The sequence below is a fragment of the Desulfomicrobium norvegicum genome (genome assembly GCF_900114595.1).
Classification (GTDB): Bacteria; Desulfobacterota; Desulfovibrionia; order Desulfovibrionales; family Desulfomicrobiaceae; genus Desulfomicrobium; species Desulfomicrobium macestii.
The window spans coordinates 756,660-780,575 of sequence record NZ_FOTO01000001.1; the positions used below are offsets into that span (position 1 = coordinate 756,660).

Genomic DNA, 23,916 nt, shown 5'->3' on the forward strand with positions numbered 1-23,916 from the left:
GCGCAAGCGTGTGAGCTGCGCGCCGGTTCACCCGATGCCGTGGGGTCTGGCCATATCCAGAGGCCGGACCAGGCTGTCGAAGGCGTCCCCGTCCAGATAACCGAGCGCAAGACAAGCCTCCTTCAGGGTTGTGCCCTCCACATGCGCCTTGTGCGCCACCTCGGCGGCCTTGTCGTAGCCCATGACCGGTGAGAGGGCCGTGACCAGCATGAGCGAATTCCCGACATGTCTGGCAATGACCGTCTCGTCGGGCGCAAGGCCAGCCAGCGCGTAGACGGTGAAGCTCGCGCAGGCATCGGTCAAAAGGCGCATGCTCGTCAGCAGGTTGAAGATCATGACGGGCTTGAATACATTAAGCTCGAAATTGCCCTGGGAGCCGGCCATGCCCACCGCCACGTCCAGCCCCATGACCTGCACACAGACCATGGTCATGGCCTCGGACTGGGTCGGGTTGACCTTGCCGGGCATTATGGACGAGCCGGGCTCGTTGGCAGGCAGGATCAGCTCGCCCAGCCCCGCGCGCGGACCCGAGGCCAGCCAGCGGATGTCGTTGGCGATCTTCATCAGCGAACCGGCCAGAGTTTTCAGGGCTCCCGAAGTCATGACCACCGCGTCGTGGGCCGAGAGGGCCGCGAAGAAATTCGGGGCGGGCACGAAGGGCAGCCCCGTCAGCCCGGCAATCCCGGCCGTGGCCACACGGGCGAAATCCGGGTGCGCGCCCAGGCCCGTGCCCACCGCCGTCCCGCCCAGCGCCAGCCGATACAGATGCGGCAGGCAGCCGCGCAGCCGCTCCAGATTGTCCTCCAGCAGGGCCGCGTACCCCGAAAACTCCTGACCGAGGGTCATGGGCACGGCGTCCTGCAGATGGGTGCGCCCGATCTTGACGATGCCGTCCCACTCCCTGGCCTTGCGCTCCAGCTCGCCATGCATGGCCGTCACGGCTGGAATCACCTCGCCCGTGAGCATGAGGGCCGACGCGATGTGCATAGCCGCCGGGAAGGTGTCGTTGGATGACTGGGACATGTTGACGTGATCGTTGGGATGCACTGGCGTCTTGCTGCCAAGCGTCCCGCCGAGCAGCTCGATGGCCCGGTTCGCGACGACCTCGTTCACGTTCATGTTGGTCTGGGTGCCGCTGCCCGTCTGCCAGACATGCAGGGGAAAATTCCCGGCCAGTTTCCCGTCCACGACCTCACGGCAGGCCGCCATGATTGGTTCGGCCAGGCGAAGGGGCAACTTGCCAAGCTCCATATTGGCCTGCGCCGAGGCAAGCTTCAGGATGCCCAAGGCGTGAATGATCTCCCCTGGCATGAGGTCACCGCCAATGCGGAAGTACTTCAGGGAGCGCTGGGTCTGCGCGCCCCAATAGCGATCCTCCGGCACCTCGATTGGCCCCATGCTGTCGGTCTCGATACGCGTTTTCACCATGCGCCCTTCCCCCTTTGCGAAGTTCAGATTTTCTTGATCACGTTCTGAAGCGGCTTCTTGTTCGGCCCCTGGGTCGGCCGCACGGGATGACCCACGGGAATGACGGCCATGAACTCCCCCTTGGGCTCCTGCAGAAAGGTCAGAATCTCGTCCTTGATCAGGTACAGGATGCCAAGCCACACCGCTCCAAGCCCCATGGACGTAGCGGCCAGAAGCAGATTTTCCACGGCCGCGGCCGAGCTCTGGATCTCCATGGTGCGGAAGAAGTCAAAACCCATCTCCCGATCGACATGAAAAAGCTCCGTACCATGACTTATCAGGTCGCCGGTGTTGATCACGGCGATGGTCACCGGAGCCGAGGCGATGCTGCGTGCGGCCATGCGCAAGAGCGACGAGGCCGGTTTCTGGAATGTCTTGGATGCCGAAGAGACCAGCTCGGCCAGATTGCTCCTCGCCTCCCCTTCCAGGATGACGAACTTCCAGGACTGACGGTTGTGCGCCGAAGGAGCCTGATTGGCGGCGTCGAGCATGGCCATGACCATGTCCTCGGACAGGTCGCGCGGCGCGAACTGACGGATGCTGTGCCGTGCGTGGATGGTGGCCAGAGTTTCATTGTGGCTATGATTCATGTACTCGTCCTTTGTTTAACGGATCGCAAGGCGGATTGACTTTGGCATGACACCGGCGCACAAGCGGTGGCCGGGTACGCCGCCCTTCACTTCAAATTCACTAGCTCCAACATGGCACGCAAGACAACCACTTCCAGCCCCCGGCGCGCCCAGCCGCGCACAGCCGCAAAGAAGCACGCCGCATCAGGGGGGGCGCTTCGCCGCGTCCTGCAAGTCGCCGGCTGGATTCTGCCGGGAATCGTGGCCGTCATCCTGATCCTGCGCTTCGTGCCGCCGCCCACCAGCGCCTTCATAATCACCAGCCAGGTGGAACGGATGCTGGGCATGGCCTCCGGTCCCGCCGTAATGCATGAATGGACGCCCATGCGGCGCATCCCGAGGCACATGGCGCTGGCCGTGGTGGCGGCGGAAGATCAGAACTTCCCGAACCATTTCGGCTTCGACGTCGATGCCATCGCGCGGGCCGTGGAGCACAACAAAAAAAGTCAGGGAGTCCGTGGGGCGAGCACCATCTCCCAGCAGACGGCCAAAAACCTTTTTCTGTGGTCCGGGCGCAGCTATGTCCGCAAGGCCCTGGAAGCAGGCCTCACGGTGCTGATCGAACTTCTCTGGTCCAAGGATAGAATTCTGGAAGTGTATCTGAACATCGCCGAATTCGGTGACGGCACCTACGGCGTGGGAGCCGCGGCCAAACGGTTCTTCGGCAAGACTCCGGCCGGACTGACCACCCGCGAGGCCGCGCTTCTGGCCTCGGTGCTCCCGAATCCAAAAAGATTTTCGGCGGCCCGCCCGTCTTCCTATCTACGGCAAAGGGCGCAATGGGTGCAAACCCAGATGAAGCAGCTCGGACCAAACCACATAGACTGGCGCTAGACGCCACAGAGGTCACTCATGTCCTCCATCCGTTCCGCCAAGGGGAAAGCAGCATGAACCCGGGGATTCTCGCCGCCATCGGAGCCTACGCCAGCTGGGGCATGCTGCCCATCTACTGGAAGCTTCTGGGCCACGTGCCCACAGCCCAGCTACTCTGCCATCGCATCACCTGGTCCTTCGTGGTCCTGGCTATCTTTCTGGTCTTGACCCGGCGCATCGCCAGATTACGCAGCAGCCTGTGCCCTTCGGTGTGGGGCAGCTATGTCCTGGCCAGCCTGCTCATTGGCGTGAACTGGTTCATCTATGTCTGGAGCGTCAACGCGGGCTATATCGTGGAGGCGAGCCTTGGGTATTTCATAAATCCGCTGCTCTCGGTGCTGCTTGGCGTCTTCTTCATGCGCGAGAGGCTGCGGCCCCTGCAATGGGCCCCCCTGGGACTGGCCGCGGCGGGCGTGATCTACCTGACCTTCGATTACGGCCGCCTGCCCTGGATCGCCTTGACCCTGGCCGTGACCTTCAGCCTCTACGGGCTGGTCAAAAAAAAGGCGCCGCTCGGCGCTTTTGAAGGCCTGACCCTGGAGACGGGCCTGCTCCTCGCCCCCGCCCTGGCCTGGCTTGGCTGGAGCGAACTCTCGGGCGTGGGCGCGTTCCTGCATGCAGGCGTCGGCTCGGACCTGCTGCTCATGGGCGCGGGCGTGGTCACCACCGCGCCCCTGGTCATGTTCGCAGCCGCCGCGCATCGCATCCCGCTGTCCATGATCGGCATCCTGCAATACATCGCACCGACCATCCAGTTCCTGATCGGCGTCTTCATGTACCACGAACCCTTCTCCCGCACCCAGTTCACGGGATTCAGCATGGTCTGGCTGGCGGTGCTGCTGTTCTGGCTGGAGCGCTGGTGGATAGGCCATGCAACCCGTCCACCCAAGCAATAATCGAGTATCTGATTTGCCCCTTTAATCCAGGCAGCTCTTCATGTATGTCAGCATCTTTCGCAGTCCGACATGCAATGGTGTGCCAGGGGACCAATCCAATTCGTTTTTTGCAAGAGTGATATCAAGAACGTTGACAGGTACGTCAAAAGGCCTCGCGGGAAAATAGTGACAGGCAATTCGCTGCTCAAGCAGTTCGCCGATCATATGAATCAGATCATTCAGACTATATCCACGACCGCTACCGACGTTGAATATTCTTTGATCTCCTTCATAATTCATGGTCTTGATCGCAGCATCTATGGCATCACCAATGTAAATGTAGTCTCGTATGACTGATCCATCACCCCAAATTTCCAGAACATCTCCTTTCAACGCTTTATTCAAAAAAACCGGAATAACACCTTGCCCTGAATGAACTGGCTGGTATTCCCCATAGGGATTTGCCATCCGCAAAACGCGATAGTCAAGATTATGAAGATAGCGATATAAAAGTAAATATTTTTCAATGGAAAGTTTACCGACTCCATAAGCACAGATTGGATCTGTGGGATGATTTTCGGATATCGGAATTTGCTTAGGGATACCGTAGACTGTTCCTCCGGATGAGATAAAAACAATCTTCGGCGGCCTCTTAATCTTAATAACGCTGTCAAGAAGATGCAGGGTACTCGCTACATTTTCCTTCAGGTCGAGGACGGGATCGTCATTGGAGCTTTTTGGCAACGTCGTGCTGACAAGATGGAAGATGACCTCTACCCCATCCAGGACAGAAGCCGTCTCCACCGGATTGGTGAAATCTCCAGGCAACCACTCGACGCCAGCGATATCGGGCCAATTTCCGGAGCAAGGCGGCTTGTTGAAAGCACGCACTCGATGCCCCTGGCGGACCAAACGCGAACAAAGGTGTTTGCCGATAAAACCGGCGCCACCAAAAACCAGGATATCCATTCAATGCTCCCCTCAACGGCACGGACCAGCTAAAATCACAAAACCCTTGCACCAAGCCCCCCATCCCGGCGTGGACGGCGGGGCGATTAATCTTTATAGCATCCCAATCAAAGAGACGGCCAAGGGCTATCGCAACGCCCACGACATAGCAAGGAGGATCCATGCCTGACAAAGCCATCACACTCTACGCCTTAAGCACCTGCATTCATTGCAAGAAAACCAAAGAATACCTCGACGACTGCGGCGCCAAATACGACTGCGTCTTTGTCGACAAGCTCGAAGGCGATGAGCGCAAGCAGATCATCGAAGCCATCAAGAAAATCAATCCCAAGCTGTCCTTTCCGACCCTGCTCGTGGACGAGGAAGCCATTGTCGGGTTCAAACAGGATCAGATCAAAGAAGCGCTGGAGAGATGATGACTCCCGAAGAACTTTACGAAAAACTGCGGCCCCTGCAGGAAGCCAAAGGCTATTTCTTCAACAAGGACAAGGCGTTTGTTCTTGACCTCATGGAAAGTCTGCTGATCAACCGCGAACGATATGGCTACATGGCCTGCCCCTGCCGCCTGGCTTCGGGCAAGCGCGAACTGGATCAGGACATTCTCTGCCCCTGCGTGTACCGCGAACCCGATGTGGCCGAATTCGGAGCCTGTTACTGCGGGCTTTACGTTTCCAAGGAATGGAACGAAGGAAGCATCCCCCAGGAAACCGTTCCCGAACGGCGCGATCCTGAGAAACTGATGGCGGGCCTTCTTTTCGAAGAATGATCGAGATCGGCTGACGCTGTTTCCGATGCGCCAGCCCCGGAGCAAGCCATGCGAGACCAGGTCGAAAAGGCGCTCGATACCGTGCGCCCAATTCTGCAGGCCGACGGCGGCTACGTTGAACTGGTGGACATTCTGCCCAGCGGCATCGTGCAGGTGCGCATGACCGGAGCCTGCAAGGGCTGCCCCATGTCGCAAATGACGCTCAAGAGCAGCATCGAACGCGCCGTCAAGAAGATGGTCCCCGGCGTCAAGGCCGTCGAAGCCGTCTAGCCGGACCAGGCCGTCCGACCGGAAAAAATCCGGCCGCATATTTCAAACGCAACACTCATCCCACACCGCCAGGCCGAAAGGTCCGGGTGCGGGACCAGCCGGCGTTTTTTCGCCGTTTTTTTTGGAAGAGCAACATGACTCAAATAGTGACCCGTTTTCCCCCCAGTCCCACGGGGTATCTGCATATCGGAGGCGCCCGCACGGCGCTTTTCAATTATCTGTACGCCCGCCAGAACGGCGGCAAGTTCATCCTGCGCATCGAGGACACGGACCAGGCCCGCTCGACCCAGGAAATGACCGACGCCATCATTGACGCCATGCATTGGCTGGGCCTTGATTTCGACGAAGGCCCCTATTTTCAGAGCGAGCGCGGCGACCTCTACAACAGCTACGTGGACAAGCTCGTGGAAACGGGCAAGGCCTACTACTGCTCCTGTACGCCCGAAGAAGTTGAAGAGATGCGCGAGACGGCCCGCGCCGCGGGACTCAAACCCAAATACAACGGCAAGTGCCGGGAGCTGGGTCTTGGGCCCGGTCCGGGGCGGGTGGTCCGCTTCAAGACTCCCCTTTCGGGCAAGGTGGTTTTTGACGACACCGTCAAGGGTCCCATCGCCTGGGATGTGCAGGAAATGGACGATTTCATCATCCGCCGGGCCGACGGCTCCTCCATCTATCAGATGGCCGTGGTCGTGGACGATGCGCTCATGGGCGTCACCCACGTCCTGCGTGGCGACGACCACCAGAACAACACACCCAAGCAAATCCTCATCTACGAGGCGCTGGGCTTTCCGCTGCCCAAGTTCGGCCACGTGCCCATGATCCTTGGCCCCGACAAGAAAAAGATGAGCAAGCGCCACGGCGCGACCTCGGTCATGATGTACAGGGATCTTGGCTACCTGCCCGAGGCCATGCTCAGTTATCTGGTGCGTCTGGGCTGGTCTCACGGTGATGACGAGCTCTTCACCATGGCCGAACTGCTGGAGAAATTCTCCTTTGACGGCCTTGGCAAATCGGCCTCGGTCTTTGATATGGACAAGCTCAACTGGACCAACAGCCACTTCATCAAGATCGGCGATGTGCCAAGGCTCGCGGGCCTGCTGGACGAAATGATCCGGCAGACCACGGACTTTGAACCGGCACGGGACTATCTTGAGGCCATCGTGCCCCTTTTCCAGTCCAGGGCCAAGACCCTCAAGGAAATGGCTGAGCAGGCGACTTTTTTCCTGCATGATGCCCAGAGCCTGCCGTACGCCGAGGCGGCGGTGACCAAATTCCTCACTCCCGAAACACGGGAGCATCTTGCTGTCCTGGCCGAACGCATGCAAGCGCTGCCGGCCTTTGACCACAAGGGCCTCGAAGAAATGGTGAACGCCTATCTGGAAGAGACAGGCCTCAAGTTCAAGGCGCTGGCCCAGCCCATTCGTGTGGCCATCACCGGCACGACCATGAGCCCGGGCCTCTTTGAAACCATGGAAGTTCTTGGGCGCGAGCGCACCCTGGAACGTTTCCGCAAGGCCCTGACCCTGTAATCATGGGCCCGGGAAACCGGGCCTTTTCCAGACCTGCCGGACGAGTCCACCTCGTCCATCTCGTCCACAAGGTCCACTCCATGTACGACTATCAGCTTCACAACACCTATACCGCCCAAGTGGCGGACGGCATCGAGAATCTGGCCCAGACCGAACTGCAGGAACTCGGGGCCACCGACTGCGTATGCGGCTTTCGCTACGTGCACTTCAAGGCCTCTGCCCGGACTCTCTACCGCATCGTTTACCGCGCGCGGCTGATCTCGCGCGTTCTGGCTCCGCTGGCGCGTTTCGCATGCCCGGCGGACCAGGATCTATACAACGCAGGCATGGCCATCCGTTGGACGGACTTTCTGAACGCGGACCAGACTTTCGCCATCTTCGCCAACGTCTCCAAGAGCGCCATCGGCCATTCCCAGTACGCGGGCCTGAAACTCAAAGACGCCGTGGCGGACTGGTTCCGGGATCACACGGGTATAAGGCCCAGCGTCGACCCCCGCGACCCGGACCTGTGGCTGCATCTGCACATCCACGAAGACGTGGGCACGATCAGCCTTGACGTCTCCGGCGGGTCCATGCACCGGCGCGGCTACCGCGTGCAAAGCGTGGAAGCGCCCATGAACGAAACCGTGGCGGCGGCGATTATCCGCATGAGCGGCTGGGACGGCAAATCCCCCCTCATTGATCCACTCTGCGGTTCGGGGACCATTCTGTGCGAAGCCTTCATGCATGCCACCAACCTGCCGGCCGGACTGCTGCGCCGCAAATTCGGCTTCAACCGGCTGCCTGATTTCAACCCCCGGCTCTGGGATCTGGAACTCGCCGCCGAAACCACCGTGGAGCTTGAAGCCGACCTGCGCGGAAGCGACATCGACCCCGTCGCGGTGGAAGCCACGCGGACCAACATGTCCAGGCTGCCCGGCGGGGATGAGGTGATCGTCGGACGCCGGGACTTTTTCGAGCGGAGCGACATGACCGGCACGACCATCATCTGCAATCCCCCCTACGGCATCCGGCTGGGCAAAAGCGATGACATGGCCCCGTGGTTCAAGATGTTCGGAGACCACCTGAAGCGGCAGTGCTCCGGCTCCACGGCGTACGTCTACTTCGGGGACAGGGCCTGGCTCAAATGCATCGGCCTGAAGCCGGAATGGAAAAAACCCCTCAAGAACGGTGGCCTTGACGGCCGCCTGGCCAAGTTTGTCCTGTACTGATCACGCCTCGAAGTGAGCACACATTTTCGCGTCCTCCTGTTGACAGATTACTGTCATTGATTCACTTTGAACTACCTTCCAATTTCCACGCCCTGCCCGCTCTCCGGGCAGGAATCGCGCTCGGATTGGCATCACGTTCTATACATTAAATAGGAGGCTTGTATGATCTTCGTGCTCCCGGATCTCCCCTACGCCAAGGACGCTTTAAGCCCGTGCATCAGCGCCAAGACCTTTGACTTTCATCATGGCAAACACCATCAGCTCTACATCGACAACACCAACAAGCTGATCGCGGGCACGGATTTCGAAGGACAGACGCTGCGGGAAATTGTCATGGCCACGGCGGGCGATCCCTCCAAGGCAGGCATTTTCAACAACGCGGCCCAAGTCTGGAACCACTCTTTCTACTGGCGCTGCATGAAGGCCGGCGGTGGCGGAGCACCCACCGGAGCCGTGGCGACAGGCATCGACAAGGCATTCGGCAACTACGAAAATTTCGCCAAGGCCTTCAAGGAAGCCGGTATGACCCAGTTTGGAAGCGGATGGGCCTGGCTGGTGGAAAAGGATGGGAAGCTCGAGATCATGAAGACCGGCAACGCCGACACGCCCATGGTGCATGGCGCCAAGGCCCTGCTCACCGCCGATGTCTGGGAGCACGCATACTACCTTGATTACCAGAACCGACGGGCCGATTATCTGCAGGATTTTCTGGACAAGCTGGTCAACTGGGAGTTTGTCAACCAACAGTTGGCCAAGTAGGACGGCAGGCAACAAAAAAGGCGACTCATGGTCGCCTTTTTTGTTGAAAAACGGGGAAGCCTAGTTGACTGCAGGCTTGTTCACGGCACCGGAACGAATGCACTGGGTGCAGACCTTCATCCGCTTCACTTCGCCGGACTTCAGCTGAGCGCGGACAGACTGAAGATTGGGCATGAAGCGCCGCTTGGTCTTGTTGTTGGCATGGCTGACATTGTTGCCGACCTGAGGGCCCTTCCCGCAAATATCGCAAACTTTTGACATAACGTCCTCCTAAAATAGTGCTTTGATATCTTAAGCTGTCATGGCCTGGCAGCTCCGAGACTTTCCGGCCGGCCATGATCATGATTTGCCGCCAGAGGAATTTGGACCCATATATCCGGACGCCGGGGATGGCAAGTAAAAATCCTTGACAGGAAAAAGAATCCCCATATACACGTCCCGTTTCGAGGTGCACACATGGTTGAACATTGGATTGGACTGACGAATCTCCCGGCACAAGGTCGGGAATTTTCATTTGACGACCAGGACGTCTGGCGTGAGCTCTGGCAGGAGTTCCACTATGACATGGAAGTCGTCACGCCTCTCTCGGCCACGCTGAGCATCGTCCCCCAGCCGGACGGATACCTGATTCAGGGCCATATCGGCGGCACCGTCAGAACCGTGTGTCACCGATGCCTTGAAGATGCCGAAGTGGTCATCGATCACGACTTCGACACCTTTGAAGCCCACGAGGACGTGGACCTGATCGATGACGAGCCCAGCCACCTGCGCAACATCGACACAGGCTGGGAGTTGGACGCGGCGGGCCTTTTGTGGGAAGAATTCCTGCTGGCCCTGCCCGAAAAAATACTTTGCGCCGACACGTGTTTGGGGCTATGCCCGCAATGCGGAAAAAACAGGAACCTGGAATCATGCGCCTGCAGCAACCCGGACAGCCAATCGCCCTTGGCCAGAGCGTTGCAAGGCCTTAAAATCAAAACCAATTAGATCGCTTTCAAGATAGAGGTGCCATCATGCCATTGCCCAAGAAGAAAACATCCAAGTCCAGAAGAAACATGCGTCGTTCCCATGACCACGTCGCCATCCCCAACGTCGTGTACTGCGAATGCGGCGAAGCCAGCCTGTCCCACTGCATCTGCCCCGGTTGCGGCAAATACAAGGGACGCCAGTACACCAAGGCTGCAGATGCCTAAAGACATCTGTCTCGCCGTGGACGCCATGGGGGGAGACTTCGGCCCGGAAATAAACATTCCGGGCTCCCTCGCGGCTGCCCGTGAGACTGGGGTCAGGCTCATCCTTGTGGGCGACGAACCGTCCATCCGCAAGGAATTGGACAGGCACGCCCATGCGGACGTGCGTTTCGAAATCGTGCACACCACCCAGGTGGCCGGCATGGCAGAAAAGCCCTCTGATGTGCTCAGGCGCAAGAAGGACAGCTCCATGCAGGTGGCCTTTCGCCTTGTGCGTGAAGGCCGGGCCCATGGAGTGGTCACTGCCGGAAACTCCGGAGCGGCCCTGGCCTGCGGAATGTTCATCCTCGGGCGCATAAGCGGCGTGGACAGACCGGCGCTGGCCTCCATCATGCCAACCCTCAAAAAACCCATCGTGCTCATTGACGTGGGCGCCAACGCGGACTGCAAGCCGTACAATCTGGTCCAGTTCGGCCTCATGGCCGAAGTGCTGGCCCGTTGCGTGCTGGACATACCCAGTCCGAAAGTCGGCATCTTGAGCATCGGAGAGGAAGAAGGCAAAGGCAACAGCCTGACCAAGGACGCCTTTACCTTGCTGAAGGGCTCCTCTCTCAATTTTGTCGGCAACGTCGAGGGCCGTGACGTCTTCACCGGCGAGACCGATGTCATCGTCTGCGACGGTTTCGTCGGCAACGTGGCCCTGAAGCTGAGCGAAGGACTGGGCTCGGCCTTGGCTTCCATGCTCAAGACTGAGCTCAAGAAGTCAATCTGGTCGCGTCTTGGAACGCTCATCGCACTGCCCGCCTTCAAACGTTTCGCCAAAAAAATCGACTACGCCGAATACGGCGGCGCGCCCATACTTGGCCTGAACGGCATCGCCATTGTCTGCCACGGCAAATCCAACGCGCGGGCCATCACCACCGCACTGCAACAAGCCGCCATTTTCGTCGAAAAAAAGGCCAACGACTACCTCGTGGAGGGCCTGCACGCCAACACGGAACTGAGCCTATTCTCCCGGACCGGCAAGGCCTCCGCTCTCAAGCAGGAAGCCTCGGGCCTTTAGCTTTGCAACGTGACGCAGCCCCCCTCAAGGGAATGTAGGAATCCTCTCATGTCTTCACCGTGCTTCATTTCGGGACTGGGCTTGCACCTGCCCCGGACACTCGTAACGAATTCTGATCTGGAACATATCGTCGACACTTCCGACGAATGGATTCGCACGCGCACCGGCATCGCAACCAGACATTTCGCCCAGGCCGACGAGCCCTGCTCCGTCCTGGCTTACCATGCCGCATGCAATGCCCTGGAAAACGCGGGAATGACCGCCCAGGACCTCACGCATATTTTTGTGGGTACATTTTCCGGAGACTACAACCTGCCCAGCACTGCCTGCCTGCTGCAAGACATGCTGGGTCTCAAGGGCATCCCGGCCTTCGATCTGGCCGCGGCCTGCTCCGGCTTTCTGTATTGCCTGGAGACTGCCAGGGCCTACACCTGCATGTACCCGGACGCCAAGATCCTGATCGTCGGCAGTGAAGTGACCACCTCGCGCCTCAACTTCGAGGACCGCACCACCTGCGTGCTCTTCGGGGACGGGGCGGGCGCGGCCATCGTCACCGGGCAGGCAAACCCCGGACGCGTCAAGGTCATCGACGCCATGCTCAAGGCCGACGGCTCCGTGGGCAGCCTCCTGACCGTCCACGGTGGCGGCTCGGCGTGCAAACCGGTCCTTGGCCAGACCATCGGACCGGAATATTTTGTAGAAATGAACGGACGCGACGTCTTCAAGCACGCCGTACGCTGCATGGTGGAAATTTCCGCGAATCTGCTCGAGAAAAACGGGCTGACCACGGACGACATCGACCTCATCATCCCCCACCAGGCCAATATCCGGATCATCGAAGCCATCGGAAAAAAATTGAACGTGGACTCGGAAAAAATCTACGTCAATGTCGACCGGATCGGAAACACTTCCGCAGCTTCCATACCCATCGCCCTGACCGAAGCCGTGGCCAGCGGCCGCATCCAGCCCGGCATGAAAGTCCTGCTCACGGCCTTTGGCGGCGGATTTACCTGGGCATCGGCCTTGTTGCAATTTTAGTGGTCGTTGAGTAACCACTCAATTCGCACATTTCAAGCAAACCACGAGGTCAATCATGAGCGAACTGGTCAGGACCGCCTTGGTCACCGGCGGCACAAGAGGGATCGGCAAGGCGATCGTAAAAAAACTTGCAGGCTTGGGGTACCAGGTTTATTTCACCTACGTAAGCAGACCGGAACTGGCTGAAGCAGTGTGCGCCGAAATCGCGGCCGCTGGCGGCGCGGCCCGGGGCTTTCAACTCGACGCCAGCGACTGGGACGCCGTGGCCGATTTTTTTGCCGCGCAGATCAAGGACAAGGTCAGCCTTGAACTCCTGGTCAACAATGCCGGCATCACCAAGGATGGCCTGATCATGCGCATGAAGCGCGAGCAGTGGGAACAGGTGATCCAGATCAACCTGACCGGAGCCTTCGTCTGCCTGCAACAGGCAGCCAAGATCATGCTTAAGCAGCGAAAAGGGCGCATCGTCAATATTTCCTCCGTCGTGGGGCAGATGGGCAATGCCGGACAAGCCAACTACTGCGCGTCCAAGGCCGGCCTCATCGGGCTGACCAAGGCCGCCGCACTTGAGCTTGGCTCGCGCGGCATCACCGTCAACGCCATCGCGCCGGGGTTCATCGAGACCGACATGACTGAAACTCTCCCCCAGGACGTGCGGGAAAAATATCTCGAACGCATTCCTCTGGGATGCCTCGGTTCGGCGCAAACCATCGCCGACGCCGTGGCCTATCTGGCATCCGACCAGGCTGAATACATCACCGGTCAGGTGCTCGGAATCAATGGCGGCATGTATCTGTAGCCTGATTCCACTTTACGTACGAATACACACTTTGGAGGATTAAAATGTCTATTGAAGAAAAAGTCAAAGAACTGGTGGTCGAACAGCTGGGCGTTTCCGCGGAAGAAGTAAAGCTTGAGTCCTCCTTTGTGGAGTCCCTGGGCGCCGATTCCCTGGACCTGACCGAACTGATCATGGCCATGGAAGAAGAATTCGACATCGAAATCGATGACGAAGACGCACAGAAGATCGCCACCGTCCAGGACGCCATCAACTATATCAAGTCCAAGTCCTAGGACCCGTATCGTCGCCATGACACGGTACCCCGGTCCGTCTGGGGTACCTTTTTTTTCATGCACAGCCGGGCGGAACGTTTCGCCTTGCAAGTCCTAACTTTTCGAGAAGATCATGATTGGAAAACGCGTTGTCGTTACAGGCCTTGCGGCCATGACCCCCATTGGCAATTCCCTTGAAGAGAGCTGGACCAACCTTGTCGGCGGAGTCTGCGGCATTGGTCCCATCACTCTCTTTGACTGTTCCGAGTTCGACACGAAGATCGCAGGGGAACTGAAAAATTTCGATCCGACGAATTATGTCGGGGTCAAGGATGCCAAGCGCATGGACCGTTTTGTCCAGATCGCCGTGGCTGCCGGCAAGCAACTCATGGAAGACTGCGCCATGGTCATGGATGAAACCATGGCCCCCGAAGTGGGCGTGCTCCTGGGCTGCGGACTCGGCGGTTTGTCCACCATCGAGGACTTCCACAGCAAGCTGCTCAAATCCGGTCCGGGCAGGATTTCCCCCTTCTACATACCCATGCTCATCGCGAACATGGCTTCGGGGCAGATCTCCATCCACACCGGCGCCAAGGGCCCGAACCTGGTCACTACCTCGGCCTGCGCCTCGGCCACGCACGCCATCGGCTATGCGTATTCCGACATCAAGCTTGGCCGGGTCAAGGCCTGCATCACCGGCGGCGTGGAGTCGACGATCACGCCCATGGGCGTGTCCGGTTTCACGGCCATGAAGGCCCTGTCCACCCGCAACGACGAACCGCTAAAGGCCAGCCGTCCCTTTGACGCCGACCGCACCGGATTCGTCATCGGCGAGGGTGCGGGCCTGCTCATGCTTGAAGAGCTTGAACACGCCAAGGCGCGCGGAGCCAAAATCTACGCAGAGGTAGTCGGCTACGGGGCTTCCGGAGACGCATACCACATCGCCGCTCCCGAAGAGTCCGGCACGGGCATGGCCCAGGCCATGAAGTGCGCCCTGCGGGATGCCGAACTGGCACCGGAACAAATCACCTTCGTCAATGCGCACGGCACATCGACCAAGCTCAACGACAAGACCGAAACCAAGGCCATCAAGGCCGTCTTCGGCGCTCACGCCTACAAGATGCCCATCACCGCCAACAAGAGCATGATCGGGCACCTGCTTGGCGCTGCCGGCGGTGCCGAGGCAGTATTCACGGCCATGAGCCTGACCACGGGCATTATTCCCGGGACAATCAATCAGGACACCCCGGACCCGGACTGCGACCTGGATTACACGCCGGGTGCCAGCAGGGAAATGGACCTGGAATACGGCATCAGCAACTCGTTTGGATTCGGCGGCACCAATGCCTCCGTTATCCTGCGCAGTTTCAAATAACGATTTGCCGCCACAGCGCGGCTCAACAGAGTGGAGACACCGCCATGGACGAACTCACCCGCCAGGATCCGCAGATAGCCAAGGCTATCCAGCTGGAGACCAACCGCCAGATCACCAAACTCGAGCTCATCGCCTCGGAGAACTTCACCTCTCTTGCGGTTCGCGCCGCCATGGGCAGCGTCATGACCCACAAGTACGCCGAAGGCTATCCGGGCAAGCGCTATTACGGCGGATGCGAGTTCGTGGACATGGCCGAAAACCTGGCCATGGAGCGTGCCCGTCAGCTTTTCGGAGCCGAGTACGCCAACGTCCAGCCCCATTCGGGCTCCCAGGCCAACATGGGCGCGTATTTTGCCGTCATCGAACCGGGCGACACCATCCTTGGCATGAACCTGTCCCACGGCGGTCACCTGACTCACGGCAGCCCGGTCAATTTTTCGGGCCGCCTGTTCAAGACCGCCTTCTACGGCGTGGAAAAGGAAACCGGCCAGATCAACTATGACGAAGTCGAAGCCCTGGCCAAGAAACATCAGCCCAAGCTGATCATCGCCGGTGCCAGCGCCTACCCGCGCACCCTCGACTTCGCCCGCTTTCGGGCCATCGCCGACAGCGTCGGAGCCAAGCTGCTGGTCGACATGGCTCACATCGCGGGGCTCGTGGCCACGGATCTGCACCCCTCGCCCATCAAGCACGCCCACTACACCACGACGACCACGCACAAGACCCTGCGCGGGCCTCGCGGCGGCATGATTTTAAGCTCCGAGGAATTCGGCAAGACCCTCAACTCCCAGATCTTCCCCGGCATCCAGGGCGGACCGCTCATGCACGTCATCGCGGCCAAGGCAGTGGCCTTCGCCGAGGCCCTGCGCCCCGAGTTCAAGGAATATCAGCAGCAGGTTCTCGACAACGCCGCCACCCTGGCCAAGGAATTGACCGACGCGGGATACCACCTTGTCTCCGGCGGAACGGACAACCACCTCATGCTGGTGGACCTGACCGCCCAGGACATCACCGGCAAGGACGCCGAGATCGGCCTCGACAAGGGCGGCATCACCGTCAACAAGAACACCGTGCCCTTCGAGACCCGCTCGCCCTTCGTCACCTCCGGGGTGCGTCTTGGCACACCGGCCTTGACCACGCGCGGCATGAAGAGCGACGACATGCGCAAGGTGGCCAAATGGATTGTCGCCATCCTCGAGAATCTGGACAACGAGTCCAGACTGACCGAGATCCGGCTTGACGTGGAGAAATTCGCGGGCCAGTTCCCGCTTTTCGCCTGGTAGACCACGCTTTTCTCTACCGCCTTTCTCCAACCACAGGGCCGATTTGCAGGCCCTGTGGTTGATTCATTTCCAAAGAGGTGACCATGGACAACCGCATCCCCTGGCCGGAATATTTCATGAGCATCGCCTACCTGGTGGCCGAACGCTCCACCTGTCTGCGGCGAAAAGTCGGGGCCCTGGCCGTCAAGGACAAGCGCATCCTGGCCACGGGCTACAACGGCGCGCCTGCCGGACTGACCCATTGCCTTGAACTCGGCTGCCTGCGCGAAAAGCTCGGCATCCCCTCCGGCCAGCGCCACGAACTCTGCCGCGCCCTGCATGCCGAACAGAACGTCATCATCCAGGCCGCCATACACGGGGTGAGCATCGAGGGCGCCGACATCTTCTGCACCACCCAGCCGTGCATCCTCTGCGCGAAAATGCTCATCAACTGTCGGGTACGAGCCATTTTCTTCGCCGAGGGCTACCCCGACGAAATGTCTCGGGAGATGCTGGATGAGGCAAAAATCCCGTATTCCCGGCTGGAGAAGCCCGCCGATGCGTGACGAAAGCGTTTTCATGGACCTGGCCATCCGCCTGGCCGAAAAGGGACGTGGGCGCACGGCGCCCAACCCCTGTGTCGGCGCGGTGCTGGTGCGCGACGGAGAGGTTGTGGCCGAGGGCTGGCACACGGCTTGCGGACAGCCGCATGCCGAGGTCGAGGCCCTGCGCGACGCACGGGCCAAGGGCATTGATCCGAGCGGATGCACCCTCTACGTCACCCTTGAGCCATGCAACCATCACGGCAAGACGCCACCCTGCACCCAGGCCATCCTGGACGCCGGAATCGGGGAGGTGGTCATCGGCTGTACCGATCCCAACCGTTCCGTGGCCGGAGGCGGGGCCGATCGTCTGCTGGACGGGGGCGTCAGGGTGCGCACGGGGCTTCGCGAACAGGAATGCAAGGATCTCATCGCCGACTTTCTGATCTGGCAGACCACTGCCCGCCCGTACTCCATCCTCAAGCTGGCCACCACCCTGGACGGCAAGATCGCCACCCGCGACGGCCAGGCGGCCTGGATCTCCGGAGAAGCCTCGCGCCGCGAAGTGCACCGGCTGCGGACCTGGTGCGGAGCGGTCATCGTCGGCGGCGGCACGTTCCGCGCCGACAACCCGATGCTGACCTGCCGGCTGCCCGGATACGATGGCCCGCAACCCCTGGCCGTGATCGTTTCCCGCGAACTGCCGGACCCGGCAAAAGGCTCTCATCTTCTGTCCGCCCGGCCCGGCCAGACCGTATTCTGGACTACCGAGGCCCAAAGCCGCTCCGGGCGTGCCGCGCAGCTTGCGGACCTTGGCGTCACGGTCTGGGGACTGCCCTTCCTGAAATCCGAGCCCGAGACCCTGGACCTTGGCGCGGGGCTGCAACTGCTGCGCAGTGACAAGGGTTGCCTGTACACCCTGACCGAGGGCGGCGGACACCTGGCCGGATCCATGCAAAGGCAGGGATTGGTCGACGAACTGCGCATCTTTCAGGCCATGAAGGTTCTGGGCGACGAAGAGGCCCGCTCGGCATTTGCCGGACGCAAGGCTCTTTCCATGCAGGACTGCTGGGAATTTCGGACCGTGGAGCAGGGATTTTTCGATACCGATCTCTATCTCAGGCTGCGAGCAAAGGAGTAGGAATGTTCACAGGAATCATCCAGGGCCTTGGCCGGGTGGCGGGCATGGACCGAAGCGGCGGCGAAACCCGCTTCAAGATCCGCCCGGACTTTGCCCTGACCGACTACGCCCTTGGCGAATCCATCGCCGTGAACGGGGTCTGTCTGACCGTGGAAACTTTCGGAACAGGCTGGTTCACGGCCTATGCTTCCGGCGAGACCATGTCCGTGACCAACCTTGGCGCCCTTGGCATCTCCTCGGTGGTCAACATCGAGCGGGCCCTGGCCGTGGGGGACCGCCTTGGCGGACACATCGTCTCCGGCCATGTCGATTGCCTGGCCGAGGTGCTGACCGTCCGGCAGGCAGGCCAGTCCCGGATCTACCGTCTGGGCTTCCCCGCTCCCTACTCGGCCCAGGTCATCCCCAAGGGTTCCGTGGCCCTGGACGGGATCAGCCTGACAGTCAACGATTGCGGTCAGGGTTTTTTGGAAGTAAACATCATCCCGGCCACGCAACGGGAGACAACCATTTCGGACTGGACGCAGGGACGACGGATCAACATGGAGACCGATGTCATCGGCAAGTATGTGCAGCGCATGCTCGATCCTTGGAGCGAAGGTCGCCCCAAGGGAACTCCATCGGCCATCACCCCTGATTTTCTGAAAGAACACGGTTTTTGATCGTCACTCCAGTCCGACAGCCCATAAACGAGGAAAAAGATGCACAAATGTTCGGCCGAAGAGGCCATCAAGGAAATAAAGGCCGGGAAGATGATCATCCTGGTCGACGACGAAGACCGGGAAAATGAAGGCGATCTGACCATCGCCGCCGAAATGGTCACTCCCGACGCCATCAATTTCATGGCCAAGTTCGGACGCGGCCTCATCTGCCTTGCCCTGGAGCCGGCCCTGGTCGACAAGCTGGAACTCCCCCTCATGGCGCGCCGCAACACATCCAAGTTCGGCACCAACTTCACGGTATCCATCGAGGCCAAGCAGGGCGTGACCACGGGCATCTCCGCCCATGACCGGGCCCTGACCATCCAGACAGCCGTGGCCGACGAGACCACCCCCGAGGATCTGGCCACACCCGGCCACATTTTCCCCCTGCGCGCCAAGCCCGGCGGAGTCCTGGTTCGCGCCGGACAGACCGAAGGCTCCGTGGACCTGGCCCGCCTGGCCGGGCTCAAGGGCGCGGCCGTCATCTGCGAGATCATGAATGACGACGGCACCATGTCGCGCATGCCCGACCTCAGGAAATTCGCCGAAGAGCACAACATGAAGATCGCCACCATCGCCGATCTCATCGCCTACCGCTCCCGCAAGGACTCCCTGGTCCGCCGCGTGGCCGAGGCGCGCATGCCCACATGCTACGGCGATTTCACCATCGTGGCCTACGAGAACGACATCGACGCCCATACGCACATCGCCCTGGTCAAGGGGGATATCTCCGAGGACAACCCCGTGCTGGTCCGGGTGCACAGCGAATGCCTGACCGGCGACGTGTTCGGCTCCATGCGCTGCGACTGCGGCAGCCAGCTGCAGCGGGCCATGCAGATCGTCAACGACGAAGGCTCCGGCGTCATCCTGTACATGCGTCAGGAAGGCCGCGGCATTGGCCTTGGCAACAAGATCAAGGCCTACCACCTGCAGGACGAGGGTCGCGACACCGTGGAAGCGAATCTGGAACTGGGCTTCGCGCCCGATCTGCGCGATTACGGCCTGGGCGCGCAAATCCTGGTCGACCTTGGCGTGAAGCACATGCGGCTCATGACCAACAACCCCAAGAAGATCATCGGCCTGGAGGGCTACGGCCTGAAAGTCGTGGAGCGGGTGCCCATCGAAATTCCGGCCTGCGACGACAACAAGTGCTATTTGCACACCAAGCATTCAAAACTCGGCCATCTGTTGCATTTTGAAGCCGAAAACAAATAATTTTTTAAGGGAGTAGACATGCTGCACATCAAGACCATCGAAGGCCAGATGCAGGCCCAGGATCAAAAGTTCACGATCATCGCCAGCCGCTTCAACGACTTCATCGTCGATCGCCTCATCGGCGGGGCCGTGGATTATCTGCTTCGTCACGGAGCCACCCGCGAGAACATCACCCTCATCCGCGTGCCCGGAGCATTCGAGATGCCCCTGGTGGCCCAGAAAGTCGCGAGGAGCGGCAAGGCGGACGCCATCGTCTGCGTGGGCGCGGTAATCCGTGGCGCCACACCCCATTTCGACTATGTCTGCAGCGAGGCCACCAAGGGCATCGCCCACGTGTCCATGGACACCGGCGTACCCATCGGCTTTGGCCTTTTGACTACGGACACCCTGGAACAGTCCATCGAACGCGCCGGCAGCAAGGGCGGAAACAAGGGCGTCGAAGCCGCGTCCGCGGTTCTGGAAACCCTGCGCGTATTGCAGCAGATCTAGGGGAAATCCGTGACTCACAACCGTCGGCATCAACGCCGCTTCGCCTTTCAGGTCATATATTCGCTGGTTTTCGGCCGGGAAATGTCCAAGGACTCCCTCATCAAGTCCTTCGACAATTTCTGGACCGAAGAGGAATTCGACATGGAGCGCCAGGATTCCTATGCCTGGACTCTGGTCGAAGGCGTGTTCGACAATTACGACAGCATCGACGAGATCATCACCAAGCACTCGCAGCACTGGAAATTGAACCGCATCGCCAAGGTCGAGCTGACCATCCTGCGGCTCTCCCTCTTCGAGATGCTCTTCTGCCCCGACATCCCCATCAAGGTGGCCATGAACGAAGCCATCGAACTGGCCAAGGATTTCGGGGACGACAACTCCAAGACCTTCGTCAACGGAGTGCTCGACGCCGCGGCCAAAGGTGCCCAGCGCAATGAACACAAGACAATTCAGTCCGGCAACACGGAATCTTGAGGACAGCATGAGGCATTACGATTTCAAGCAGATCGAGGAAAAATGGCAAAAGGCATGGGAAGACCAGGCCTGTTTTCGAACCGACATGTCCCGGGACGGCGAAAAATACTATGTCCTGGAAATGTTTCCCTACCCCTCGGGACGCATCCACATGGGACATGTGCGCAACTATTCCATCGGCGACGTGGTCGCCCGCTACAAACGCATGCAGGGTTTCAACGTGTTCCACCCCATGGGCTGGGACGCCTTCGGCCTGCCTGCCGAGAACGCGGCCATCAAGAACAACACCCACCCCGCCAAGTGGACCTACGAAAACATCGCCTACATGCGCACCCAGCTCAAACGCCTGGGCTATTCCTACGACTGGGATCGGGAAATCGCGACGTGTCACCCCGGATACTACCGTTTCGAACAGGAATTCTTCCTCAAGTTCCTGGAAAAAGGGCTGGTTTACCGCAAGAACGCTCCGGTCAACTGGTGTCCGAGCTGCCACACGGTGCTGGCCAACGAGCAGGTCGAGGAAGGCCTGTGCTGGCGCTGCGATTCCGAAGTGCAGCAAAAACAGCTTTCGCAGTGGTTCTTGCGCATCACCGACTACGCCGAGGAGCTTCTGGCTGATCTGGACAAGCTGACCGAGGGCTGGCCAGAGCGCGTGCTGACCATGCAGCGCAACTGGATCGGCAAAAGCATCGGCGCCGAGATATCCTTCAAGGTCCAGGGCCTTGACGAACAGATCCCCGTATTCACGACCCGTCCCGACACGCTCTTCGGCGCGACGTTCATGAGCCTGGCTCCGGAACATCCGCTGGTGCAGAAACTCGTCGCCGGAACCGCTCAGGAAGCTGCTGTCGGCGAATTCGTGGACCGCATCGCCAAGATGGACCGCATCGTCCGCACCGCCGACGACCTGGAAAAGGAAGGCGTCTTCACCGGACGGTATTGCATCAATCCCCTGAACGGTCGTGAAATGCCCATCTACGTGGCCAACTTCGTGCTCATGGGCTACGGCACGGGCGCGGTCATGGCCGTCCCGGCCCACGACCAGCGCGATTTCGAATTCGCGACCAAATACACGCTGCCCGTGCAGGTGGTCATAAATCCCAAAGACATGAGTCTTGATCCGAAGACCATGACCGAGGCCTATTCCGACCCCGGCATAATGACCAATTCGGGACAGTTCGACGGCATGGGCAACGAAGAGGCCAAGAAGGCCATCGTGGACATGCTCGCGGCCCGGGATCTGGGCAAGCCCACGGTAAATTATCGCCTGCGCGACTGGAACATTTCCCGCCAGCGCTACTGGGGCGCGCCCATCCCGGTCATCTATTGCGATGACTGCGGCATCGTGCCCGTGCCGGCAAGCCAGCTCCCGGTGGAACTGCCCCTGGACGTCAAGGTCAACGCCGACGGTCGCTCTCCCCTGCCGGATTGCGAAAGCTTTGTGAACGTCGCCTGCCCGACCTGCGGCAAGCCCGCCCGTCGCGAGACGGACACCATGGACACCTTCGTGGAGTCATCCTGGTATTTCGCCCGCTACACCTCGGCCCGCAACGAGACCTTGGCCTTCGATCCGGCGGAGGTCGCCTACTGGATGCCCGTGGACCAGTACATCGGCGGCATCGAGCACGCCATCCTGCATCTTTTGTATTCGCGCTTTTTCGTCAAGGCCCTGCGCGACGAAGGATACCTCACCCACGACGAACCTTTCAAGAACCTGCTGACCCAGGGCATGGTCCTGCTGCATGGTTCCAAGATGTCCAAATCAAAAGGCAACGTGGTCGACCCTGACGAAATGATCGCCAAGTACGGAGCGGACACCGTTCGCCTGTTCTGCCTTTTCGCCGCTCCGCCGGAAAAGGATCTGGAATGGAACGACAAGGGCATCGAAGGCTCAAGCCGCTTTCTGAACCGCCTGTGGCGGCTGGTGGACGAACTCGATGACATCCTCTCCCCCGTCGGCACATGCGTGAGCATGGACGGTACGCTCGGCGAGGCCGCGGCCGAGCTGCGCCGCAAGGAACACGACACCGTGCGCAGGGTGGAACGCGACATTGAAAACAAGTTCCAGTTCAACACGGCCATTGCCGCCATGATGGAGCTGGTCAACACCCTCTACGCGACCAAGGACGACCTGCGCGGAAGCAAGCACGGCCCGCGCCTTTTGTCATCGGCCATCTCTTCCCTGCTGGTGACCCTGTCACCCATCGCTCCGCACGTCTGCGAAGAGGTCTGGAACCGCATGGGATACACCAGGACCCTGGCCGCCGAACCCTGGCCCACGCACGACCCCGAAGCCCTCAAGACCAACGAGGTGACCGTGGTTCTGCAGGTCAACGGCAAGCTTCGCGGCCAGATAACGGTGGCGGCGGATGCGACCTCGGAAGAAATCGAGACTCAGGCCATGAACGATCAAAACGTCTCACGACACATCGAGGGCAAAACAATTGTCAAAACAATCGTCATTCCCGGAAAACTGGTCAACGTGGTTGTCAGGTAGCCTCGTGTGGGCGGTGCTCTGCATCGCCCTGCTGCTGCCCGCATGCGGGTATCAGCTCACTGCCCGGGCTCCGATCCAGCTGCCCCAGGACAGCACGCGCCTCTATCTGGACAAGGTCACCAACCCGACCACCGAGACATGGATCGAGCCCATGCTCAGAAGCAGCCTGCGCGACGAACTGACCCGCCGCGGCAACGTGACATGGGTCAGCCGGGACGAGGCCGAGGCCACGGTCAACATCGACGTGCGCTCCTACAGCACCTCCGACGCCCTGAAGGGCCGCGATGACGTGACCCTCAAGTCAGCGGCCAGCATTCAGATGGTGGTCACCTTTTTCAGCACCAAGACCAACGCCCTGATCTGGACCTCGGGTCCGATCTTGGCCTCTGAATCCTTTCGGGGCGCCAGCGAAATCCAGTCGAGCTCGGGCACCCTGCAGTCAACCAGCGCCAAGCGCGAAGCGACCCAGGAAGCCGTGGACCTCGCGGTGCGCAAAGTGGCCGACCAGCTGGGCCAGAAGTTCTGATCCGG

General features: G+C 60.0%; 28 protein-coding genes. 24 read left to right on the plus strand and 4 right to left on the minus strand.

What is annotated here, in order from left to right; translation table 11 throughout:
- Nucleotides 1-27: 27 nt before the first annotated feature.
- Entirely contained in the window at nt 28-1,428 is a 1,401-nt protein-coding gene (gene fumC, locus BMZ24_RS03420; RefSeq protein WP_092189262.1) for a class II fumarate hydratase, read from the minus strand.
- Between the two features lie 23 nt (nt 1,429-1,451).
- Nucleotides 1,452-2,057, minus strand: a complete 606-nt coding sequence (locus BMZ24_RS03425) for a nitroreductase family protein (RefSeq protein WP_092189264.1) — start codon at nt 2,055-2,057, stop codon at nt 1,452-1,454.
- 111 nt (nt 2,058-2,168) lie between these two features.
- Between BMZ24_RS03425 and mtgA the strand changes: the two genes are divergently transcribed.
- Together mtgA and rarD are read left to right on the plus strand one after the other, a co-directional pair.
- A complete protein-coding gene (mtgA, locus tag BMZ24_RS03430; protein WP_244150272.1) occupies nt 2,169-2,930 on the plus strand; it encodes a monofunctional biosynthetic peptidoglycan transglycosylase in 762 nt (253 codons plus the stop codon).
- A gap of 53 nt (nt 2,931-2,983) precedes the next feature.
- Nucleotides 2,984-3,865 (plus strand): EamA family transporter RarD, encoded by an 882-nt coding sequence (gene rarD, locus BMZ24_RS03435; protein WP_092189268.1) that lies wholly within the window; start codon nt 2,984-2,986, stop codon nt 3,863-3,865.
- Between the two features lie 21 nt (nt 3,866-3,886).
- On the opposite strand, the gene BMZ24_RS03440 is transcribed toward rarD, so the two are convergent.
- Entirely contained in the window at nt 3,887-4,813 is a 927-nt protein-coding gene (locus BMZ24_RS03440; protein WP_092189270.1) for an NAD-dependent epimerase/dehydratase family protein, read from the minus strand.
- A gap of 161 nt (nt 4,814-4,974) precedes the next feature.
- On the opposite strand from BMZ24_RS03440, the gene BMZ24_RS03445 reads away from it, so the two are divergent.
- The 6 genes from BMZ24_RS03445 to BMZ24_RS03470 all read left to right on the plus strand — a co-directional run bounded on the left by BMZ24_RS03445 (nt 4,975) and on the right by BMZ24_RS03470 (nt 9,348).
- A complete protein-coding gene (locus tag BMZ24_RS03445) occupies nt 4,975-5,229 on the plus strand; it encodes a glutaredoxin family protein (RefSeq protein ID WP_012805293.1) in 255 nt (84 codons plus the stop codon).
- Entirely contained in the window at nt 5,229-5,579 is a 351-nt protein-coding gene (locus tag BMZ24_RS03450; protein WP_092189272.1) for a ferredoxin-thioredoxin reductase catalytic domain-containing protein, read from the plus strand. The genes BMZ24_RS03445 and BMZ24_RS03450 overlap by 1 nt, the downstream gene beginning before the upstream one ends.
- Nucleotides 5,580-5,627: 48 nt before the next feature.
- On the plus strand, nt 5,628-5,849 hold the full coding sequence (locus tag BMZ24_RS03455) for a NifU family protein (protein WP_092189274.1): 222 nt from the start codon (nt 5,628-5,630) through the stop codon (nt 5,847-5,849).
- Nucleotides 5,850-5,983: 134 nt separating this feature from the next.
- Nucleotides 5,984-7,378: a glutamate--tRNA ligase gene (gene gltX / locus BMZ24_RS03460; protein WP_092189554.1), complete on the plus strand. Its 1,395-nt coding sequence runs from the start codon at nt 5,984-5,986 to the stop codon at nt 7,376-7,378.
- Nucleotides 7,379-7,380: 2 nt separating this feature from the next.
- Nucleotides 7,381-8,589, plus strand: coding sequence for a THUMP domain-containing class I SAM-dependent RNA methyltransferase (locus BMZ24_RS03465; protein ID WP_244150273.1), 1,209 nt, complete (start codon nt 7,381-7,383; stop codon nt 8,587-8,589).
- Between the two features lie 162 nt (nt 8,590-8,751).
- The gene (locus BMZ24_RS03470; protein WP_092189276.1) at nt 8,752-9,348 is read left to right on the plus strand and encodes a superoxide dismutase; all 597 of its coding nucleotides are present in this window, start codon (nt 8,752-8,754) and stop codon (nt 9,346-9,348) included.
- A 60-nt stretch (nt 9,349-9,408) separates the two neighbouring features.
- Here the strand turns inward: BMZ24_RS03470 and rpmB are convergent, their stop codons facing one another.
- Entirely contained in the window at nt 9,409-9,609 is a 201-nt protein-coding gene (gene rpmB / locus BMZ24_RS03475; protein WP_092189278.1) for a 50S ribosomal protein L28, read from the minus strand.
- Between the two features lie 195 nt (nt 9,610-9,804).
- Between rpmB and BMZ24_RS03480 the strand changes: the two genes are divergently transcribed.
- From BMZ24_RS03480 to lptE, 16 genes are all read left to right on the plus strand, one after another.
- On the plus strand, nt 9,805-10,335 hold the full coding sequence (locus BMZ24_RS03480; RefSeq protein ID WP_092189280.1) for a YceD family protein: 531 nt from the start codon (nt 9,805-9,807) through the stop codon (nt 10,333-10,335).
- A gap of 26 nt (nt 10,336-10,361) precedes the next feature.
- A complete protein-coding gene (rpmF, locus tag BMZ24_RS03485) occupies nt 10,362-10,541 on the plus strand; it encodes a 50S ribosomal protein L32 (protein ID WP_012805285.1) in 180 nt (59 codons plus the stop codon).
- Nucleotides 10,534-11,601, plus strand: coding sequence for a phosphate acyltransferase PlsX (plsX, locus tag BMZ24_RS03490; RefSeq protein WP_092189282.1), 1,068 nt, complete (start codon nt 10,534-10,536; stop codon nt 11,599-11,601). The genes rpmF and plsX overlap by 8 nt, the downstream gene beginning before the upstream one ends.
- A 48-nt stretch (nt 11,602-11,649) precedes the next feature.
- Nucleotides 11,650-12,639, plus strand: coding sequence for a beta-ketoacyl-ACP synthase III (locus tag BMZ24_RS03495; RefSeq protein WP_092189284.1), 990 nt, complete (start codon nt 11,650-11,652; stop codon nt 12,637-12,639).
- A gap of 55 nt (nt 12,640-12,694) precedes the next feature.
- Entirely contained in the window at nt 12,695-13,438 is a 744-nt protein-coding gene (gene fabG / locus BMZ24_RS03500; RefSeq protein ID WP_092189286.1) for a 3-oxoacyl-[acyl-carrier-protein] reductase, read from the plus strand.
- Between the two features lie 44 nt (nt 13,439-13,482).
- The gene (gene acpP / locus BMZ24_RS03505) at nt 13,483-13,713 is read left to right on the plus strand and encodes an acyl carrier protein (protein ID WP_012805281.1); all 231 of its coding nucleotides are present in this window, start codon (nt 13,483-13,485) and stop codon (nt 13,711-13,713) included.
- A gap of 112 nt (nt 13,714-13,825) precedes the next feature.
- On the plus strand, nt 13,826-15,067 hold the full coding sequence (gene fabF, locus BMZ24_RS03510) for a beta-ketoacyl-ACP synthase II (RefSeq protein WP_092189288.1): 1,242 nt from the start codon (nt 13,826-13,828) through the stop codon (nt 15,065-15,067).
- Nucleotides 15,068-15,111: 44 nt separating this feature from the next.
- The gene (gene glyA, locus BMZ24_RS03515; RefSeq protein WP_092189290.1) at nt 15,112-16,350 is read left to right on the plus strand and encodes a serine hydroxymethyltransferase; all 1,239 of its coding nucleotides are present in this window, start codon (nt 15,112-15,114) and stop codon (nt 16,348-16,350) included.
- Nucleotides 16,351-16,433: 83 nt separating this feature from the next.
- Nucleotides 16,434-16,895 (plus strand): deoxycytidylate deaminase, encoded by a 462-nt coding sequence (locus BMZ24_RS03520; RefSeq protein ID WP_092189292.1) that lies wholly within the window; start codon nt 16,434-16,436, stop codon nt 16,893-16,895.
- Nucleotides 16,888-18,012: a bifunctional diaminohydroxyphosphoribosylaminopyrimidine deaminase/5-amino-6-(5-phosphoribosylamino)uracil reductase RibD gene (gene ribD, locus BMZ24_RS03525; protein WP_092189294.1), complete on the plus strand. Its 1,125-nt coding sequence runs from the start codon at nt 16,888-16,890 to the stop codon at nt 18,010-18,012. The genes BMZ24_RS03520 and ribD overlap by 8 nt, the downstream gene beginning before the upstream one ends.
- A gap of 2 nt (nt 18,013-18,014) precedes the next feature.
- A complete protein-coding gene (locus BMZ24_RS03530) occupies nt 18,015-18,671 on the plus strand; it encodes a riboflavin synthase (RefSeq protein WP_092189296.1) in 657 nt (218 codons plus the stop codon).
- 39 nt (nt 18,672-18,710) lie between these two features.
- On the plus strand, nt 18,711-19,925 hold the full coding sequence (locus BMZ24_RS03535; protein ID WP_092189298.1) for a bifunctional 3,4-dihydroxy-2-butanone-4-phosphate synthase/GTP cyclohydrolase II: 1,215 nt from the start codon (nt 18,711-18,713) through the stop codon (nt 19,923-19,925).
- Nucleotides 19,926-19,943: 18 nt separating this feature from the next.
- Nucleotides 19,944-20,414, plus strand: a complete 471-nt coding sequence (ribH, locus tag BMZ24_RS03540) for a 6,7-dimethyl-8-ribityllumazine synthase (RefSeq protein ID WP_092189300.1) — start codon at nt 19,944-19,946, stop codon at nt 20,412-20,414.
- A 9-nt stretch (nt 20,415-20,423) separates the two neighbouring features.
- Nucleotides 20,424-20,888, plus strand: coding sequence for a transcription antitermination factor NusB (nusB, locus tag BMZ24_RS03545; RefSeq protein ID WP_092189302.1), 465 nt, complete (start codon nt 20,424-20,426; stop codon nt 20,886-20,888).
- Nucleotides 20,889-20,895: 7 nt separating this feature from the next.
- Complete coding sequence (gene leuS / locus BMZ24_RS03550) at nt 20,896-23,385, plus strand: leucine--tRNA ligase (protein ID WP_092189304.1); 2,490 nt, start codon at nt 20,896-20,898, stop codon at nt 23,383-23,385.
- Between the two features lie 4 nt (nt 23,386-23,389).
- On the plus strand, nt 23,390-23,911 hold the full coding sequence (gene lptE, locus BMZ24_RS03555) for an LPS assembly lipoprotein LptE (RefSeq protein ID WP_161949018.1): 522 nt from the start codon (nt 23,390-23,392) through the stop codon (nt 23,909-23,911).
- Nucleotides 23,912-23,916 lie beyond the last annotated feature (5 nt).

What these genes read in the sequence shown, in the direction of transcription:
- fumC (WP_092189262.1), bottom strand. Translation starts at nt 1,428, where the DNA reads ATGGTGAAAACGCGTATCGAGACCGACAGCATGGGGCCAATCGAGGTG.
- BMZ24_RS03425 (WP_092189264.1), bottom strand. Translation starts at nt 2,057, where the DNA reads ATGAATCATAGCCACAATGAAACTCTGGCCACCATCCACGCACGGCAC.
- mtgA (WP_244150272.1), top strand. Translation starts at nt 2,169, where the DNA reads ATGGCACGCAAGACAACCACTTCCAGCCCCCGGCGCGCCCAGCCGCGC.
- rarD (WP_092189268.1), top strand. Translation starts at nt 2,984, where the DNA reads ATGAACCCGGGGATTCTCGCCGCCATCGGAGCCTACGCCAGCTGGGGC.
- BMZ24_RS03440 (WP_092189270.1), bottom strand. Translation starts at nt 4,813, where the DNA reads ATGGATATCCTGGTTTTTGGTGGCGCCGGTTTTATCGGCAAACACCTT.
- BMZ24_RS03445 (WP_012805293.1), top strand. Translation starts at nt 4,975, where the DNA reads ATGCCTGACAAAGCCATCACACTCTACGCCTTAAGCACCTGCATTCAT.
- BMZ24_RS03450 (WP_092189272.1), top strand. Translation starts at nt 5,229, where the DNA reads ATGACTCCCGAAGAACTTTACGAAAAACTGCGGCCCCTGCAGGAAGCC.
- BMZ24_RS03455 (WP_092189274.1), top strand. Translation starts at nt 5,628, where the DNA reads ATGCGAGACCAGGTCGAAAAGGCGCTCGATACCGTGCGCCCAATTCTG.
- gltX (WP_092189554.1), top strand. Translation starts at nt 5,984, where the DNA reads ATGACTCAAATAGTGACCCGTTTTCCCCCCAGTCCCACGGGGTATCTG.
- BMZ24_RS03465 (WP_244150273.1), top strand. Translation starts at nt 7,381, where the DNA reads ATGGGCCCGGGAAACCGGGCCTTTTCCAGACCTGCCGGACGAGTCCAC.
- BMZ24_RS03470 (WP_092189276.1), top strand. Translation starts at nt 8,752, where the DNA reads ATGATCTTCGTGCTCCCGGATCTCCCCTACGCCAAGGACGCTTTAAGC.
- rpmB (WP_092189278.1), bottom strand. Translation starts at nt 9,609, where the DNA reads ATGTCAAAAGTTTGCGATATTTGCGGGAAGGGCCCTCAGGTCGGCAAC.
- BMZ24_RS03480 (WP_092189280.1), top strand. Translation starts at nt 9,805, where the DNA reads ATGGTTGAACATTGGATTGGACTGACGAATCTCCCGGCACAAGGTCGG.
- rpmF (WP_012805285.1), top strand. Translation starts at nt 10,362, where the DNA reads ATGCCATTGCCCAAGAAGAAAACATCCAAGTCCAGAAGAAACATGCGT.
- plsX (WP_092189282.1), top strand. Translation starts at nt 10,534, where the DNA reads ATGCCTAAAGACATCTGTCTCGCCGTGGACGCCATGGGGGGAGACTTC.
- BMZ24_RS03495 (WP_092189284.1), top strand. Translation starts at nt 11,650, where the DNA reads ATGTCTTCACCGTGCTTCATTTCGGGACTGGGCTTGCACCTGCCCCGG.
- fabG (WP_092189286.1), top strand. Translation starts at nt 12,695, where the DNA reads ATGAGCGAACTGGTCAGGACCGCCTTGGTCACCGGCGGCACAAGAGGG.
- acpP (WP_012805281.1), top strand. Translation starts at nt 13,483, where the DNA reads ATGTCTATTGAAGAAAAAGTCAAAGAACTGGTGGTCGAACAGCTGGGC.
- fabF (WP_092189288.1), top strand. Translation starts at nt 13,826, where the DNA reads ATGATTGGAAAACGCGTTGTCGTTACAGGCCTTGCGGCCATGACCCCC.
- glyA (WP_092189290.1), top strand. Translation starts at nt 15,112, where the DNA reads ATGGACGAACTCACCCGCCAGGATCCGCAGATAGCCAAGGCTATCCAG.
- BMZ24_RS03520 (WP_092189292.1), top strand. Translation starts at nt 16,434, where the DNA reads ATGGACAACCGCATCCCCTGGCCGGAATATTTCATGAGCATCGCCTAC.
- ribD (WP_092189294.1), top strand. Translation starts at nt 16,888, where the DNA reads ATGCGTGACGAAAGCGTTTTCATGGACCTGGCCATCCGCCTGGCCGAA.
- BMZ24_RS03530 (WP_092189296.1), top strand. Translation starts at nt 18,015, where the DNA reads ATGTTCACAGGAATCATCCAGGGCCTTGGCCGGGTGGCGGGCATGGAC.
- BMZ24_RS03535 (WP_092189298.1), top strand. Translation starts at nt 18,711, where the DNA reads ATGCACAAATGTTCGGCCGAAGAGGCCATCAAGGAAATAAAGGCCGGG.
- ribH (WP_092189300.1), top strand. Translation starts at nt 19,944, where the DNA reads ATGCTGCACATCAAGACCATCGAAGGCCAGATGCAGGCCCAGGATCAA.
- leuS (WP_092189304.1), top strand. Translation starts at nt 20,896, where the DNA reads ATGAGGCATTACGATTTCAAGCAGATCGAGGAAAAATGGCAAAAGGCA.